Origin of the sequence: Burkholderia thailandensis E264 (assembly GCF_000012365.1) — a bacterium.
In the GTDB taxonomy this organism is placed as follows: domain Bacteria; phylum Pseudomonadota; class Gammaproteobacteria; order Burkholderiales; family Burkholderiaceae; genus Burkholderia; species Burkholderia thailandensis.
In genome coordinates this window covers 35,527-50,103 of the sequence record NC_007651.1, presented here as the reverse complement: position 1 = coordinate 50,103, position 14,577 = coordinate 35,527, and the positions used below count along the sequence as shown (strand labels likewise).

10 protein-coding genes are annotated in these 14,577 nt (G+C 67.9%); 1 reads left to right on the top strand and 9 read right to left on the bottom strand.

What is annotated here, in order from left to right; genetic code table 11:
* The first annotated feature begins 54 nt into the window (after positions 1-54).
* Positions 55-786, top strand: coding sequence for an ABC transporter ATP-binding protein (locus BTH_RS12415; RefSeq protein WP_009908268.1), 732 nt, complete (start codon positions 55-57; stop codon positions 784-786).
* A 118-nt stretch (positions 787-904) separates the two neighbouring features.
* Here the strand turns inward: BTH_RS12415 and BTH_RS12410 are convergent, their stop codons facing one another.
* The 9 genes from BTH_RS12410 to BTH_RS12370 all read right to left on the bottom strand — a co-directional run bounded on the left by BTH_RS12410 (position 905) and on the right by BTH_RS12370 (position 14,552).
* Positions 905-1,864, bottom strand: coding sequence for a helix-turn-helix domain-containing protein (locus BTH_RS12410; protein ID WP_009908267.1), 960 nt, complete (start codon positions 1,862-1,864; stop codon positions 905-907).
* Between the two features lie 375 nt (positions 1,865-2,239).
* Positions 2,240-3,340 carry a porin gene (locus BTH_RS12405; RefSeq protein ID WP_009908266.1) on the bottom strand — a complete coding sequence of 367 codons (1,101 nt, stop codon included), beginning with the start codon at positions 3,338-3,340 and terminating at the stop codon, positions 2,240-2,242.
* Positions 3,341-3,708: 368 nt separating this feature from the next.
* Positions 3,709-6,738, bottom strand: a complete 3,030-nt coding sequence (locus BTH_RS12400) for a type III restriction-modification system endonuclease (RefSeq protein ID WP_009908265.1) — start codon at positions 6,736-6,738, stop codon at positions 3,709-3,711.
* A gap of 40 nt (positions 6,739-6,778) precedes the next feature.
* Positions 6,779-8,809 (bottom strand): site-specific DNA-methyltransferase, encoded by a 2,031-nt coding sequence (locus tag BTH_RS12395; protein ID WP_009908264.1) that lies wholly within the window; start codon positions 8,807-8,809, stop codon positions 6,779-6,781.
* A gap of 474 nt (positions 8,810-9,283) precedes the next feature.
* On the bottom strand, positions 9,284-10,444 hold the full coding sequence (locus BTH_RS12390) for a porin (protein ID WP_009908262.1): 1,161 nt from the start codon (positions 10,442-10,444) through the stop codon (positions 9,284-9,286).
* A gap of 287 nt (positions 10,445-10,731) precedes the next feature.
* Positions 10,732-11,409: a response regulator gene (locus BTH_RS12385; RefSeq protein ID WP_009908260.1), complete on the bottom strand. Its 678-nt coding sequence runs from the start codon at positions 11,407-11,409 to the stop codon at positions 10,732-10,734.
* A 10-nt stretch (positions 11,410-11,419) separates the two neighbouring features.
* Positions 11,420-12,799 (bottom strand): sensor histidine kinase, encoded by a 1,380-nt coding sequence (locus BTH_RS12380; protein ID WP_009908259.1) that lies wholly within the window; start codon positions 12,797-12,799, stop codon positions 11,420-11,422.
* A gap of 76 nt (positions 12,800-12,875) precedes the next feature.
* Positions 12,876-13,724, bottom strand: a complete 849-nt coding sequence (locus tag BTH_RS12375) for an ABC transporter permease (protein ID WP_009901947.1) — start codon at positions 13,722-13,724, stop codon at positions 12,876-12,878.
* 30 nt (positions 13,725-13,754) lie between these two features.
* The gene (locus BTH_RS12370) at positions 13,755-14,552 is read right to left on the bottom strand and encodes an ABC transporter ATP-binding protein (RefSeq protein WP_009908258.1); all 798 of its coding nucleotides are present in this window, start codon (positions 14,550-14,552) and stop codon (positions 13,755-13,757) included.
* Positions 14,553-14,577 lie beyond the last annotated feature (25 nt).

Below are 14,577 nucleotides of genomic sequence, written 5' to 3'. Positions count from 1 at the left end.
CGCACGCGGCGCGGCATGCGCGCCGCATTCCATTCGACAAGGAGTCCGACGATCATGCGGCTCGAAGTGAAAGACCTCGTCGTTCATCGCGCGAACAAGCCCGTGCTGCACGGCGTGTCGCTCGCGGTCGCGCCCGGCCGGGTGACGGCGCTCGTCGGCGCGAACGGCGCCGGCAAATCGACGCTCGTGATGAGCATTGCCGGCACGCTGCCCGCGACGTCGGGCGCCGTGCTGCTCGACGGCGCGCCGCTCGGCGCGCTGCGCCCCGAGGCGGTGCGCCGCCGCGGCATCGCGGTCGTGCCGGAAGGGCATCGCGTGCTCGGCGACCTGTCGGTGCGCGACAACCTGCGCGCCGCGGGCGCGTTCCTGTCGGCGCGGCGGCTCAATGACGCGATCGACCGCGCGCTCGCGATTTTCCCGGAACTCGAGGCGAAGCTCGATGCGCGCGGCAACGATCTGTCGGGCGGGCAGAAGCAGATGGTATGCGTGTCGCAGGCGCTGATCGGCGAGCCGCACACGCTGCTCATCGACGAGCTGTCGCTCGGCCTGGCGCCCGCGGTGACGAAGCGTCTCGCGCAGACCGTCGCGCGGATCGCGAACGACGGCGTCGCGGTGCTGCTGATCGAGCAGTTCACGACGATCGCGCTCGCGCTCGCGACGAACGCGTATGTGCTCGAACGCGGGCGCGTAGCGTTCGCGGGCACCGCGCAGATGCTGCGCGAGCGGCCGGAGATCTTGCACGGCAGTTATCTCGCGTCGAAGGGCGGCGGCGCAAACGCGGCGTGACGCCGGCGAACGACGGGGCGAGCGGCGCGACGCAGGCAAGCCGGCCGCCGCTCGCGCACGCGCGCCGTTCAGGCCAGGCCCCGGAACCCGTCAGGCCCCGGGACTCGCGCCCCGGAACTCAGGCCGAGGTGCGCCGCCGCACGAACTCGCGCGGCGTCATGCCGTAGCGCTGCTTGAAGCTGCGGCAGAAATGCGCGCTGCTGCTGAATCCCCAACTGAACGCGATCTCGGAAATCGCGGGCTTCGCCGCGCGCGCGTTGTCGAGCGCATCCTTGCAGCGCTCGAGCCGGCTCGACCAGATGTAGCGGTCGATCGTCACGCCTTCCTCCTCGAAGATCCGGTGCAGATAGCGCTTCGAGCAGCGCAGCTCGCGCGCGATCCGGTCGATCGACAGGTCGGCGTCGGCGAGATGGCCGCGGATGTATTGCTTCACGCGCATCCGCAGCACGGCGGGCAGCGCGACGTGCGCGCCTTGCGCGTCGCGCTGCGCGGTCAGCGTCGATACGATGAGGCCCAGAATCGTCTCAGACAGCGCGGCGCCCGTCGTGCCGGGCAGCGACGGCAATTGTTCGGATAACGACATGAGAAACGACGACAGCAGCGAGAACAGCCCCTTGAGCTCGAACTCGCGGACGTCGGACGTGTGCAGGTCCGGCACCGCGAAGCCGCCGAGCTGCCTGCGCGGAATCTGGATCGCCAGTTGCTCGACGCGCGTCAGGTTCGCGATGCTGTACGGCACGCGCGGGTCGTACAGGCTCCAGTCGCCGGTGCGCAGCCGGAACACCTTGCCGCGCTGCTCGATCTCGCTCACGCCGCTCAGTTGCAGGATCAGCTTGAAGAAATCGGAGCCGTGATCGTGCAGCGCCGCGACGGGCCGCACGATCCGGTGTGCGGGCGCGGCGATCGTGAACACGCGCATCGGGCCGATCTCGTACTGGCTGAGCTGCGCGTCGAACACGTCGTCGCTGTCGCAGCACGCGTCGAGTCCGCCGAAGTATTGCGTGACGACGCGGCCCCATGCGTGGCCGCGAAACGCGGGCGATTCGCCCGCCGTCGTGAAGAATCTGCCGTTCACCATGCGCTCCTTGCGAGTACACGCCCAGCCGGACCATGCCGAGGCATTCGGCCCGCCGGATATAGTTAGCATATTAAATATTTGGCGCGAACTGAATCCGGTTTACTCCGGAACGCAAAAATGGGTTGCCCGGGCAGCGATTTGGACGCAATCGCATCCGAGTTGCGTGCGCTATCGCACATAAGAGTCCGCGCGGCCCGCGATGCCGGCGTGCGCGGCCATCGCGCGAAGGGCGCGCACGCATGCGGCGGCGCCGTTCGCGCCGGATCGGCCGCATGGACCGGATGGGCCGAATGAACGGCGCGGCGCCCGGCACTCGCGCCGGGCGCCGCGCCGCCGCGCCGACGCGAGACAGCCGCCGGGCGGGGCGGAAGACGATCAGAAGCGGGTCAGCATTCCGATGCGCGCGAGAAACTGCGAGCGCGAGCTAGATTGCGCATCGGGCCCCATCACGCCGTTGATCCAGGCGTGCGCGCCGGCGCTGCCGCCCGCGTACTGATACACGGTCTCGACGTACGCGGACGTGCGCTTGGACAGCGCATACTGCACGGCCGCCGTGACCTGATGCGCGTAGTTCCGATCGAGCTGCGCGTTGCCCTTCATGTACTCGTAATTCGCGCCGATCGTCCATGGCGCGCCGACGTAGCGCGCGCCCGCCTGAATCACGTCGATCGCCGCGCCCGTCAGCGTATTGCGCGTGTTCGTGTACAGCAGGTTCAGGTCGAACGCGGAAAGCGCATAGCGCGCGCCGAGCCCCCAGTTGCGCAGCCCATCGTGCCCGTTGTTCATTTGCGGATACTTGACCTCGACGTATGCGGCGCCGAGCGCGAAGCTGCCCGCCTCGTACTTGAGGCCGGCGCTGACCGTGCTGTTCGCCGAGAGCCCGCCGCCCGCCTGATTGCCGAAGCCGTACATCAGGCCGAACACGAGCCCGTTCAGGTTCGCGCTCGTGTACTTGACCGCGTTCGGCACGCGGCTCGAGCCCGCCATCCGGTCGAAGTCGAACGAACCGGTGGGATTGTCGGGAATCCCGAGCTTCGAGAACGGCCCCTGTCGGAAGTTGTACAGGCCGCCGTAGCGGAACGCGCCGTCGAACGAGCCGAACGTCAGCGAATCGGTCATGAAGTCGTATTGCTGGCCAAGCGTCACGCTGCCGAGCCGCTCGCTCCAGAGGCCGACGAGCGCGGTGCGCGAGAACATCGAGCCTGGCGTCGGCAGCGCGGCGCCGTTGCCGAGCGCGTATTGCGACGTCAGCTCGAAGATCGCCTTCGCGCCGCCGCCGAGATCCTCGGTGCCCCTGAGCCCCCATAGATTCGGCACCGCGATGCCGTCGTCGAAATACACATTGTGCCTGCCGCCTTCGTTCGACACGTACGACACGCCTGCATCGACCAGGCCGAACAGCGTGACGCTGCCGTCGGACGCATGCGCGCCCGTCGCGACGGCGAGGCCCGCCGCCGCTACCGCAAACTTCTTCATCGTCGTCTCCGTTGGGGTTGTCGTTATGCGCGGCGACGCTCGGGGCGCCGCCGTCGATCTCCGGCTCGGAGTGTGGAGCAGCGTGCGTCGCGCATCTTTCCCGACGGCGCACAAACACTAGCTCGACGATGCACTCGGCGATCGTCAGACGTTACGGAGGTCGAAATGAAATGCGCGGGGTTGCGCGATGCAGCGCGCGCGCCGCCGGATTTGCCGAGCGCGGCGAAACGAAGCGGGGAAAGGGCGTGAGACGGAACGCCGTGAGAAGCCGCTGCGCGCCGCTCGCCGGAAACGCATGGCGATGTGGCGACGCAGCGGAACATGCCGAAACGCCGCGCAGCGGCGAAGCGACGAAGCGGCGACGGCGCTCAGGCCGCGTCGCGCGCGTTGGCGGGGGCCGTCGGCAGATCGTCGGCGCAACGCGCGCGCACATAGCGCGCAGGATTGACCGAGGCCGCCTCGAGCGCGCGGAAATGCGCCGCGCCGCACTGAATCCTGCGCCGCTCGTGAGCGTGCAGATCGCTGTCGGCGATGCCGCTCTTCGATTCGACGACGAAATAGAGGCGCGGCCCGTCGCCCTCGGCGATCAGCACCGCCCAGTCGGGGCTGTAGCTGCCGAGCGGCGTCGGGATCTTGAACCAGCCGGGCAGCTTCGCGTACAGCCTGACCGCGTCGTCCCGTTCGAGCGATTCGACGAACACGCGCTCGGCAGGCGTTTCGCACGGCACGTCCTCATGGATCGATTTCGCCGCGCCGCGCCGCATGCTCGACAGATAGCCGGTAAGCGGCTCGTCCTCGAACAGCGACAGCGCATGCACGTGCTCCTTGCCGAGCAACTTGTATTCGATCCCGTCGACGAGCGCGTCGCGCTTGCAGCGCTCGAGCGCCGCAGCGACGAGCGCGATGAAGCGCTGCGGATTGCGCGGGAACTCGTCGAGCCTGCCGCTTTCGATCAGCACGGTCGCGATCGTGCGCCGCGTGAGCTGCGTGCGGTCCTGCAGCTCGGTCAGCAGATCCGGCAGGTCGATTTCGCCTTCGTCGATCGCGATCGCGCCCGCCGCCTCGGTTTCGATCGCCTCGACGCCCGCCGCGTCGATCGCGATTTCGGCCTTGCGCCACTGCAGCCGCGCGCGCGCGACGGCGGGCGCGGCCTTCAGCGCGGCGACGCAGCGCTCGATCAGGCGTGCGTTGTCGAAGTTCACGCGGTAGGTCGTCCGGTACTGGATGCGCTCCCACAGCGCGCGGAATTCGTCGCCCAGGTACACCGCCTTGCCATGCGCGTCGGGCCGCAGCGCGATGTGGCGGCGCTCGTCCGCGTTGCGCACGTCGAGCCGCCCCGCGAGCTTGCGCAGCATGTCGACGATCAGCGCGCGCTGCGAGCCGAATTCATCGGGCACCGGCAGCGCGCGCAGCTTGAGCGCCGCGCGCAGCGTGTCCTGCACGCGGCCGCGCGCATCGAGATAGCCGGCGTCGCGCAGATACGTCCATAGCGCGGTGGACCGTTCGACGCCGAGCGGCTGCACGCTGCCGTCGCCCGCCGGCACGGGCAGCGCGGCGAACTGATGCGTTTCGACGATGCCGAAGCGGATGCCCGTATCGGCTTCGATTTCCTTCTGCAGGTTCTCGGCGAACTGCTCGTAGCTCTCGCCCGCGATCACCGTCAGCGTGTTGACGTCGAAGCCGCGCACGCGCTCGCCGCGCTGGTTGACGGCGAGACGCAGCCCGCGGCCGATCGTCTGGCGCCGCTCGCGCTCGCTGCGGATGTCGCGCAGCGTGCAGATCTGGAACACGTTCGGATTGTCCCAGCCTTCCTTCAGCGCCGAATGCGAGAAGATGAACTTGAGCGGCGTGTCGAACGACAACAGCCGCTCCTTGTCCTTCATGATGAGGCCGTACGCGCGCTCCGCGTTCTCTCGGCTGCCCGCGCTCTTGTCGCTCGTGTCGGTCCAGCCGCCTTTCCTGTCGATCGAGAAATAGCCGTCGTGCACGGCCTCGGCCGCGATCGCGCAATCGACGCCGGCAAACAGCGCGCGATATTCCGGCAGCTTCGCCGCGCGCCGGTATTCTTCTTCGAACAGCCGCGCGTAATCGCCCTTGAACGGCTGGCCGTGGCGGTCGTACTTGCGATACTTGTCGACCGCATCGACGAAGAAGAGCGACAGCACCTTCACGCCGAGCGGCGTGAGCCGCAGTTCCTTGTCGAGATGCTCGCGGATCGTGCGGCGGATCATCTCGCGCTGGATCGCGAGCGTATCGACGTCGCCATATGTGTCGCCGATCGACAGGAACGCATCGCCGCCCGGATAGCGCAGCACCAGATACTCGGCGCCGCGCGCCGCGTGAATCTCGCCGATCCTGAAGTTCGCGTAGACGGCGCGGCGCGCGATGCGCTCGAGATCGTCGCCGTCGGAGACGGAAACCGTCTGCCGCTCGACGTCGCCCGCGGCCGTCGCGACGTCGAGCTCGACGCGCGCGGCGATCGCCCCGCGCCGGCTGCCGATCGACATCACGCGCATGAACGGCTTGTTGTGCGCATCCTCGACCGTCGCCGACGCGATCTCGACCTGCTTGACGAGCTTGCGCTCGTACGCGTCGATCGCGTCGAGCCGGTACAGCATCTGATACTTGTCCGCGTGCGTCGCCGAATAGCGCAGCGTGCAGAGCGGGTGCATCGCGTCGAGCGCTTCCTTGCCGCGCCCGTCGAGCCCGCCGTCCACGCTCTGCGGCTCGTCGACGATCACGATCGGATGCGCCGCGCGAATCAGGTCGATCGGCTTTTCGCCGCCCGTCTGTTCGCTGTCCTTGTAGAGCGTGTTGACGTCCTTCTTGTTGATCGCCGCGACCGTGACGATCATGATCTGCACGGTCGATTTCGACGCGAAGCTGCGCACCTCGCCGAGCTTCGCCGAATCGTAGACGAAATAGTCGAACGGCACGCCCGCGTACAGGCGCCGGAAATGCCGCTCGGTGATCTGCAGCGTCTTGTACACGCCTTCCTTGATCGCGACCGACGGCACGACGATCACGAACTTCGTGAAGTCGAAGCGGCGGTGCAGCTCGAAGATCGTGCGCAGGTATACGTAAGTCTTGCCCGTGCCCGTTTCCATCTCGACGGTGAAATCGTTCGAGCGCGGCGCGCCGGACGGCGGCAGCCCGTTGCGCACCTGCACGCGCGCGAGATTCTCGGCGAACGTGTGCGCGTCGAGCGTCAGGCGATTGCCGACGCCGAGCCCCGATTCGGCCATCCCGAGCGAAATCTGCGGGCTCGCGCGCCGCCGCGCGGCCTGCGCGGTCACGCTGAATTCGGCGCGGCACGCCTCCTGGCCGCGAAACAGACCGCATACCGCCTCGATCGCTTCGAGCTGATAGTCGAGATCCGACTCGAAATGCAACTGCATGCTCAATCTTCCTTGTCTGCGTGTGGCTCGCGTGCGCGCATCAGAGGCTCCGGATGCGCTTCACGCCGTGCTGCTCGAGGATCGCCGACAGGTTCACCTTCGCGACGTCATCCGCGAAGCCGCTGTCGCGAAACACGCAGGTCACGTCGCGCGCGTGGGCCGCGCCCGCCGCGGCCGCTTCGGCGATCAGCTCGACGATGCCCTCGCCGAGCGCATCGGTCGACGCGCGGTCGATGTGCGCGTCGAAGCACGCGACGATCGCGCCGTCGATCACGTAGACGGCCTTGCCGGCGATCGTGCGCGCGTCGATCGGCGCGCACAGATCGAGGCCGAGCTTGAGCATTAGTTCGTACAACAGATCTTCCTCGGAGCGGTTCGGCTTGATGTGCTCGACGGCCGCGAACAGCGATTGCTGGATGTCGTCGCCGCGCGGGTCCCACTCGGAGACGTTCGTCGAGTCGAGCCTGAACACGCGAAAACCGAGGTCGGCGCGCGTGCCCGGATGCTCGGCCGCGACCCGCGCCGCCGCGCGCCGCAGCCGCTCCTTCGTCAGCTCGGCGAGATTGAGCGGCACGCGCTGCGCCGCGCAGAAGTCGGCGGCGGCTTTCTGATCCTTGCTGCCCGCGTCGAGCGGCTCGGGCAACTGCACGAGCACATAGCGGCGATTGCCGCCGTCGGCGGCGTTGAGCGCCATCACCGCATGCCCGGTCGTGCCCGAGCCGCCGAAGAAGTCGACGATCAGATCGTCGCCGTCCGTGCACCAGCCGATGATCGACGCGGCGAATTCCACCGGCTTCGGCTGATCGAACGGAATGCCGAGCGACTTCATCAGCGCGTCGTCCGAGCCGCCGAACGGCAGCACCGACGGCACGTTCTCGTACATGTTCTCGTCGAGGAAGTAGATCCGCTGCGGCTGCGTGGTCTCGTCCGCGCCGAACTCGACGAGCCCCTTGTCGATGAGCGCCTGCATCGTCGCGGGCGGATTGCGCCAGCCGCGCTCGGGCACCGGGCACGGCTTGCCCGTCACCGGATGCACGAGCGGCACGAAGTAATCGTCGGGCGCCTTCTTCTTGTTCGGCCACGCCATCGACACGAGACGGTACACGCGGCCGTCGGCCGAAATCCGGTCGTACATCGCCTCGCCGCCCGACAGCGTCGTCTGCGACTTCACCCAGGCGCGGTACGCGGCGTTCGCGTCCGCGATCGTCGCCGCGCCCGCGATCGCGCCGCGCGCCGCGTCGAGCATGCGTTGGGCGTTGCGTTTCGGGCGCTTGAGCGGCGCGCGCTCGAACAGCAACTGCGCGTCGCGCGCGAACAGCACGATCGATTCGTGCTGGTATGCGATCCCGCGCGCGTCGCCCTTCGGATTGCGCTTGTCCCACACCGCGACGCCGAGCTCGTTGTCCTCGCCGAAGATCTCGCGCATCACGAGCACGAGCGCGTGCTGCTCGTGCTCGTCGATGTGCACGGCGATCACGCCGTCGTCGGCGAGCAGATCGCGCGCGAGCTTCAGGCGCGGATAGATCATGTTCAGCCAGTCCGTGTGGAAGCGGCCGCTCGCGTCCGTGTGGCTGCTGATTCGCTTGCCGTCCGTCGTCTGGCCGGTCAGCTCGAGGTAGTGGCGCAGGCTGTCGGTGAAATTGTCCGAATAGACGAAATCCTTGCCGGTGTTGTACGGCGGATCGATGTAGACGAGCTTCGCGCGCCCCGCGTAGCTCTTTTGCAGCAGCTTCAGCACCTCGAGGTTCTCGCCCTCGATCATCAGATTGCGCGTCGACGCCCAGCCGACGCTCTCGCGCGGGCACGGGCGCAGCGTGCCCGTCGAAGGCGTGAGCGCGAGCCGGCGCGCGCGGCGCTTGCCATGCCAGTTCAGGCCGTATTTCTCATCGGCGTCGGCAACGGCGGCGGCGCTCGCGCCGACCATCGCCGCGAGCGCGTCGAGATTCACCGACGCGCCGTCCGGTCCTTCGGTCACCACGTCCGGAAAGAGCGCCCTCAGGCGCTCGACGTTCGCGGACACGAGATCCGCGGATTGCGCTTCCGGGCTCGCCGCATCGAGTTTTTGCATCATCCTTCCCATCAATTGCATGTCATCGCGCCGGCATGCGGACCCGATTTCCGGGCCGCGCGGCGCGGCAAAGGCGAAACGCTAGCGATCCGTCACGCGCAGGTCAAGGACTTGCGGCGGCCGGCGGGCGCGCCGGCCGGTCCGCAGGCGGCGAAGACGGCATCGGCGCCGGGCATCGGCATGCGTTCGGCGACGCAGATGTTTACCACAGGTTCGGCGGTCGTCCGCCGGCGCGGGCTTTCACGACGCGCGCATGGCCGCCGCGCGGCGATGTTCGATGGCGCCCGGCGAGGTCCGTCGACCAAAGGACGCGGCAGACAAAAGGCCCGGCATGAGCCGGGCCGTGGAATGCCGCAGCGGCGCACGGGAGATCGGGCGGGCGCGGCGCAAAGGCGGGAAAGACGGAAAGACGGGCGGGGCGGGGAGCGCGAGGGGCGGCACGGCACGGCGCGTCGGCCGGCCGCCCCGCGCGGCGGATCAGAACCGCGTGCGGATGCCGGTCGTCAGCTCGAGCTGGTTGGTCGCGCCGTGCGTGGACGCGACCGTGTAGCCGCCGTGCAGGCGCATGTAGTCGCCGGCGAGGTACAGCTCGGTGCGCTTCGACAGGTGGTAGAACACCGAGCCGTACAGCGTTTCCTTGAAGCCGTTGCCGACACCCGACGTGAGGCTGAAGTCGCCGATGTTCGCGTTCGGCACGTTGCCGTCGCTGTTGTACGCGGCGTTGTGCACGCGCATCTGCTGATAGCCGAGCTCGTAGTCGAGCGCGCCCTTCGGGGCGACCTTGAACGACACCGTCCACGCGTTGTCCTGGCGCTGGCCGAGCGCGCCCTGATCGCCCAGGTAGCGGAAGTAGCCGGCGTTCACGCGGAAGATGTCGAACGTGTAGTTGCCGCCGACCGAGAACGACTTGTTCGCGTAGCCCGCGTGGTTCACGTGGCTGAAGAAGCCCGACACGTTGAACGGGCCGCCGTTGTAGCCGAGCGCGACCTGATAGGTCGAGTTCTGCCCGAAGCTCGTCGAATTGCTGAACGCGTAGCCCGCGCTCGCGAAGATGCCGTTGCCGAACAGCTTCTTCCACGCAAGGCCGTTGTTGTAGCGCGTACCCGTCGCGCCCGCCGCGTAGAAGATCATCTGCTTGAAGTTGTTCGCGTTCGTCCAGCCGCCTTCCTCGGTCGTGAGCTTCGCCGAGCCGTACGGGTCGCCGTAGATCGCCCCCGCGTCGCGCGCGATCGTGTTCTGGAAGCCCGCGGTGAGCTTGCCGAACGTGTCGTTTTCGACGCCGACCCACGCATCGCGGTCGAAGATCTGGCCCGGGTCCTCCATGTTGCCATCGGCAACCGTGTATTCGCTTTCGAGCCGGAAGATCACCTTCGTGCCGCCGCCGATGTCCTCCGCGCCCTTCAGCCCCCAGCGGCTGCCGCTGAACCACGGCTCGCCGCCGAGCCCCATGCCGATCACGTGATCGCCCTTCGCGTTCGCGTGCGACTGATAGGTCGGAAAGCTCAGGTCGATGAGCCCGTAGAGCTGGACGCTCGACTGCGCGTGCGCTTGCGGCGCCGCGCAGGCGGCCGTCGCGATGGAAAGTGCCAGGTATTGTCGTTTCAAGATCGTCCCCTCCGATATCGTGTTGATCGCCATTCTTTCGCAGTACGAATCGCATGCCGCGCAGACGCTGCGCGATGCGCGTCGAACGGCCACGCCATCGTAGTGGGCGCAATCCTTCGCGGCGCTTTCGTGCCGGCCACGCAAGTCTCGGGATAAGTCCGGGGTGGTGCTCGTTTTTAGGCTGGATCAGGCGCGCGCGCGGCGCGCCGCAGCACGGCTTCGCGAAACATCAGGACAATTGCAAAGCATGCCGAAATAAACGGATGCGCGCGGGCGACGCTTGCGTCGCATGCGCCGGGGCCGCGTGCGTTGCGCGCGGCTTATTCGGCCGCGTCCTTCGTTCGAAGAATGTAGCCGAGCCCGCGCAGCGTGATGATCTGCGCGAGCGAGCCGGACAGGTGCTTGCGCAGGCGGTGGATGTAGATGTCGATCGCATCGGCGCTCGGCTCGTCGTCGAGGCCGTACACGCTGTCCATGAGGCGCGCCTTCGATACCGTCTTGCCCTGCTGGAGCATCAGCGTTTCGAGAATCGCGTGCTCGCGGCGGCGCAGCGCGAGCGGCACGCTGCCGCACTGGAATTCGCGCGTCGCGAACAGATAGACGAGATCGCCGCATGCGAGCTGCGTCGCGCCGACGCCGCACTGCCGCCGGATCAATGCGCGAATCCGCGCGACGAGCTCGCGCGATTCGAACGGCTTCACGACGTAGTCGTCGGCGCCCGCGCTGAAGCAGTCGACCTTGTCATCGACCGAGCCGTGCGCGGTCAGCATCAGCACGGGCACGTTGTCGCCTCGGCGGCGCAGCCGCGCGAGCAGCTCCTTGCCGCTCATGCCGGGCAGCCGCATGTCGAGCAGCAGCGCGTCGTAGCGCTGCGCCTTCAGCACGGTGTCCGCGCTCTCGCCGTCGGGCGCCGAATCGACGCCGAAGCCTTCCCCGCGCAGCAGATCGACGATCCAGTGCGCGAGTTCCGCGTTGTCTTCCACGAGCAGCAGTTTCATCGGGGCTCTCTCAATTGCGATAGGCGGGCAGCCGCACGGTCATCCTCACGCCCCGGTTGCCGGGGCCTGTCCCGAGCGTGACCGTGCCGCCGTGCGACTGCGCGATCTCCTCGACGATCGCGAGCCCGAGGCCCGTGCCTTCCTCGTCCTTCGCGACGCGATAAAAGCGCTTGAACACGTGCGGCCGCGCTTCGGCCGGAATGCCGGGGCCGTCGTCGACGACGTCGAGCACGACCGCTTCGCCGTCGCGCCGCGCGCTCACCGTCACGCAGCCGCCTTCGTGCGTATAGCGTACCGCGTTGTCGACGAGGTTCATCAGGAGCGCCGAGAGCAGGCTTTCGCTGCCCGCCACCTGCAGATCGTCGTCGAGCTCCGCGCCGAGATCGATGCGCCGCCGCTCGGCAAGCACGATCGCCTCCTCGAGCACGCCCGACACGACGGCCGCGACGTCGACGCGCGCGGCGAGCCGCGCGGGCGACGCCGCTTCCGCATGCGCGAGCAGCAGCAGCTTGTCGGTGACGTCCGCCATCCTGCGGCTGCTGCGCTGCATCGACGCGAGCAGCGCGGCGAGCGCCGCGTCGCCGTCCTCGCGCTGCCGCGCGCACTGGATCTGCGTGTCGATCACCGCGATCGGCGTGCGCAACTGATGCGCGGCGTCGGCGATGAAGCGGCGCTGCGTCGCCGCGTGCAGGTTCAGCCGCGCGATGCACTGGTTGATCGCGTCGACGATCGGCCGCAGCTCGAAATGCAGCCGCTCGGTGCGGATCGGCTCGAGCTCCATCGGCCCGCGGTCCGCGACATCGTCCTTCAGCTTCATCAGCGGCCGCAATTCGAACGTGAGCCCGAGATAGACGAGCGCCATCGCGAGCGCGAGCATCAGCGCGAGCCGCCAGAGCTGAGGATGCCAGATCGCCGCGATCATCATCTGCCGCGAGGTCTGCGTCTTGCCGACGACGACCGTCACCGTTTCGGTGTCGCCCGCGTTGTAGAGCTCGCGCGTGTAAGCGACCGCGCGAATCGCCAGCCCATTGAGCGCCGTGTCGAACAGCACCGGTTGCGCGCCGGGCGCGGCCGGTGCGCCCGGGCCGCCGAGATCGGGGTTGCCGGCCAGCAGCCGGCCGCCGCCCGTGCGAACCATGTAGTACACCTGATCCCGCGCGGGCGATTCGAACAGTTCGAGCGCCGCGGGCGGCACGTTCGCGACGAGCGCGCCGTTTTCCCAGTTGACATCCTCCGCGATCGCGCGCGCGGACGCGACGAGCGCGCCGTCCTGCACGAGGTCGGCCGTCTTGCGCGCGGTGTCGTACGACATCGCGCCCGCGATCGCGACGAACACGGCAAGCGGCAGCAGCAGCCACCAAAGCAATCGGCCGCGCAGGCTGTGCGACATGCCGTTATCCCTCCAAACTCCGGCCCGAAAACGAAACGGCGCACCGAAGATGCGCCGTTTCGTTGATGCATCGTCTTCAGAACGCGGCGGGCCGCCACTTCAGCAGCCGCTTCTCGAGCCGGGTCAGCAGGAAGTCGGCGGCGAGCGCCACGACGGCGAGCACGATCATCGCGGCGAACACGCCGCTCGCGTTGAACGCGCCCTGTGCGGTCGAGATTAGCAGGCCGATGCCCTGCTTGGAACCCAGAAATTCCCCGACGACCGCGCCGACGAGCGCGAAGCCGAAGCTCACGTGCAGGCTCGCGAGAATCCAGCTGAGCGCGGACGGAATCACGACGGAGGTCGTGATCTGCCGGCGCGACGCGCCGAGGATCTGCGCATTCGCGATCAGGTAGCGGTCCGCTTCGCGCACGCCCTGAAACGCGTTGCCGAACACGACGAAGAACACCATCACGACGGCGAGCGCGATCTTCGACGCCATCCCGAGGCCGAGCGCGATCACGAATATCGAGCCGAGCACGACGCGCGGAATCGAGTTCGCGATCTGGATGTAGAGCCCGAACACGTCGGCGAGCAGCTTGTTGCGCCCGAGCACGATCCCGCAGAAGATGCCCGCGACCGAGCCGATCAGAAAGCCCGCGATCGTCTCCTCGAGCGTCACCCACACCTGCAGCAGCAGCGGGCCCTGCGACGTGCCGTTGACGAACCAGTCCTGGATCTGCGCGGCGATCAGCGACGGCATCGAGAAGAAGAACGGGTCGATCCACTTGAAGCGCGCGGCGATCTCCCAGCCGCCCAGCGCGACGACGAGCACCGCGATGCGCAACCCGACGATCAGTTGCCGGCGCCGCCGCAAACGGCTCTGCGCGGCGCGCTCGTCGTCTTCGAGCGAGGGGGTGGTGCCAAGCGGCGTCGGAAGCGTCATGTCAGTCATGCTCCAATCCTTCTTTTCTGTTTATCCGATCTGCACTTCTTCGCGCAGGTCGTGCCAAATGTCCTTCGAGATTTCGATGAAGCGGTGCTCATAGCGCACTTCGGACGTGACGCGCGGGCGCGGCAGGTCGATCTCGTACACGCGCTTGAGCGTCGCCGGGCGCGACGTCAGCACGAACACGCGGTCCGCGAGCGCGATCGCCTCCTCGAGATCGTGCGTGACGAACACGACGGAGCCCTTGTTCGCCGACCAGAGCTGCAGCAGCTCGTCCTGCATCAGCGTGCGCGTCTGCATGTCGAGCGCGGAAAACGGCTCGTCCATCAGCAGGATCTCGGGCTGGTTGATGAACGTCTGCGCGAGCGCGACGCGCTTTCGCATCCCGCCCGACAACTGATGCGGGTAATGCTTCGCGAATTTCGCGAGCCCGACGCGGCGAATCCATTCCTCCGCCTGCGCGTACGCGGACTCCTTCGAGCGGCCGCGAAAGAGCGGCCCCGCCGCGACGTTGTCGATCACCGTGCGCCACGGAAACACCGCGTCGGCCTGGAACACGAAGCCGATCCGCGGATCGATGCCGTCGACGGGCTTGCCCATCACGCGCACCTCGCCCGACACGGGCTTGAGCAGCCCCGTGATCAGATTGAGCGTCGTCGATTTGCCGCAGCCCGTCGGGCCGACGACCGCGACGAACTCGCCGCGCGCAACCGACATCGTGAAGTCGTGCAGCGCGACGGTTGCACGGCCGTCCGGCGAGATGAAGCGGCACGACACGTTGCGAAACTCGATCGCGGGCGCATGGGCCGGAACATGTTGATTCATCGCTAGAAGTCCTGCATCGGAACCG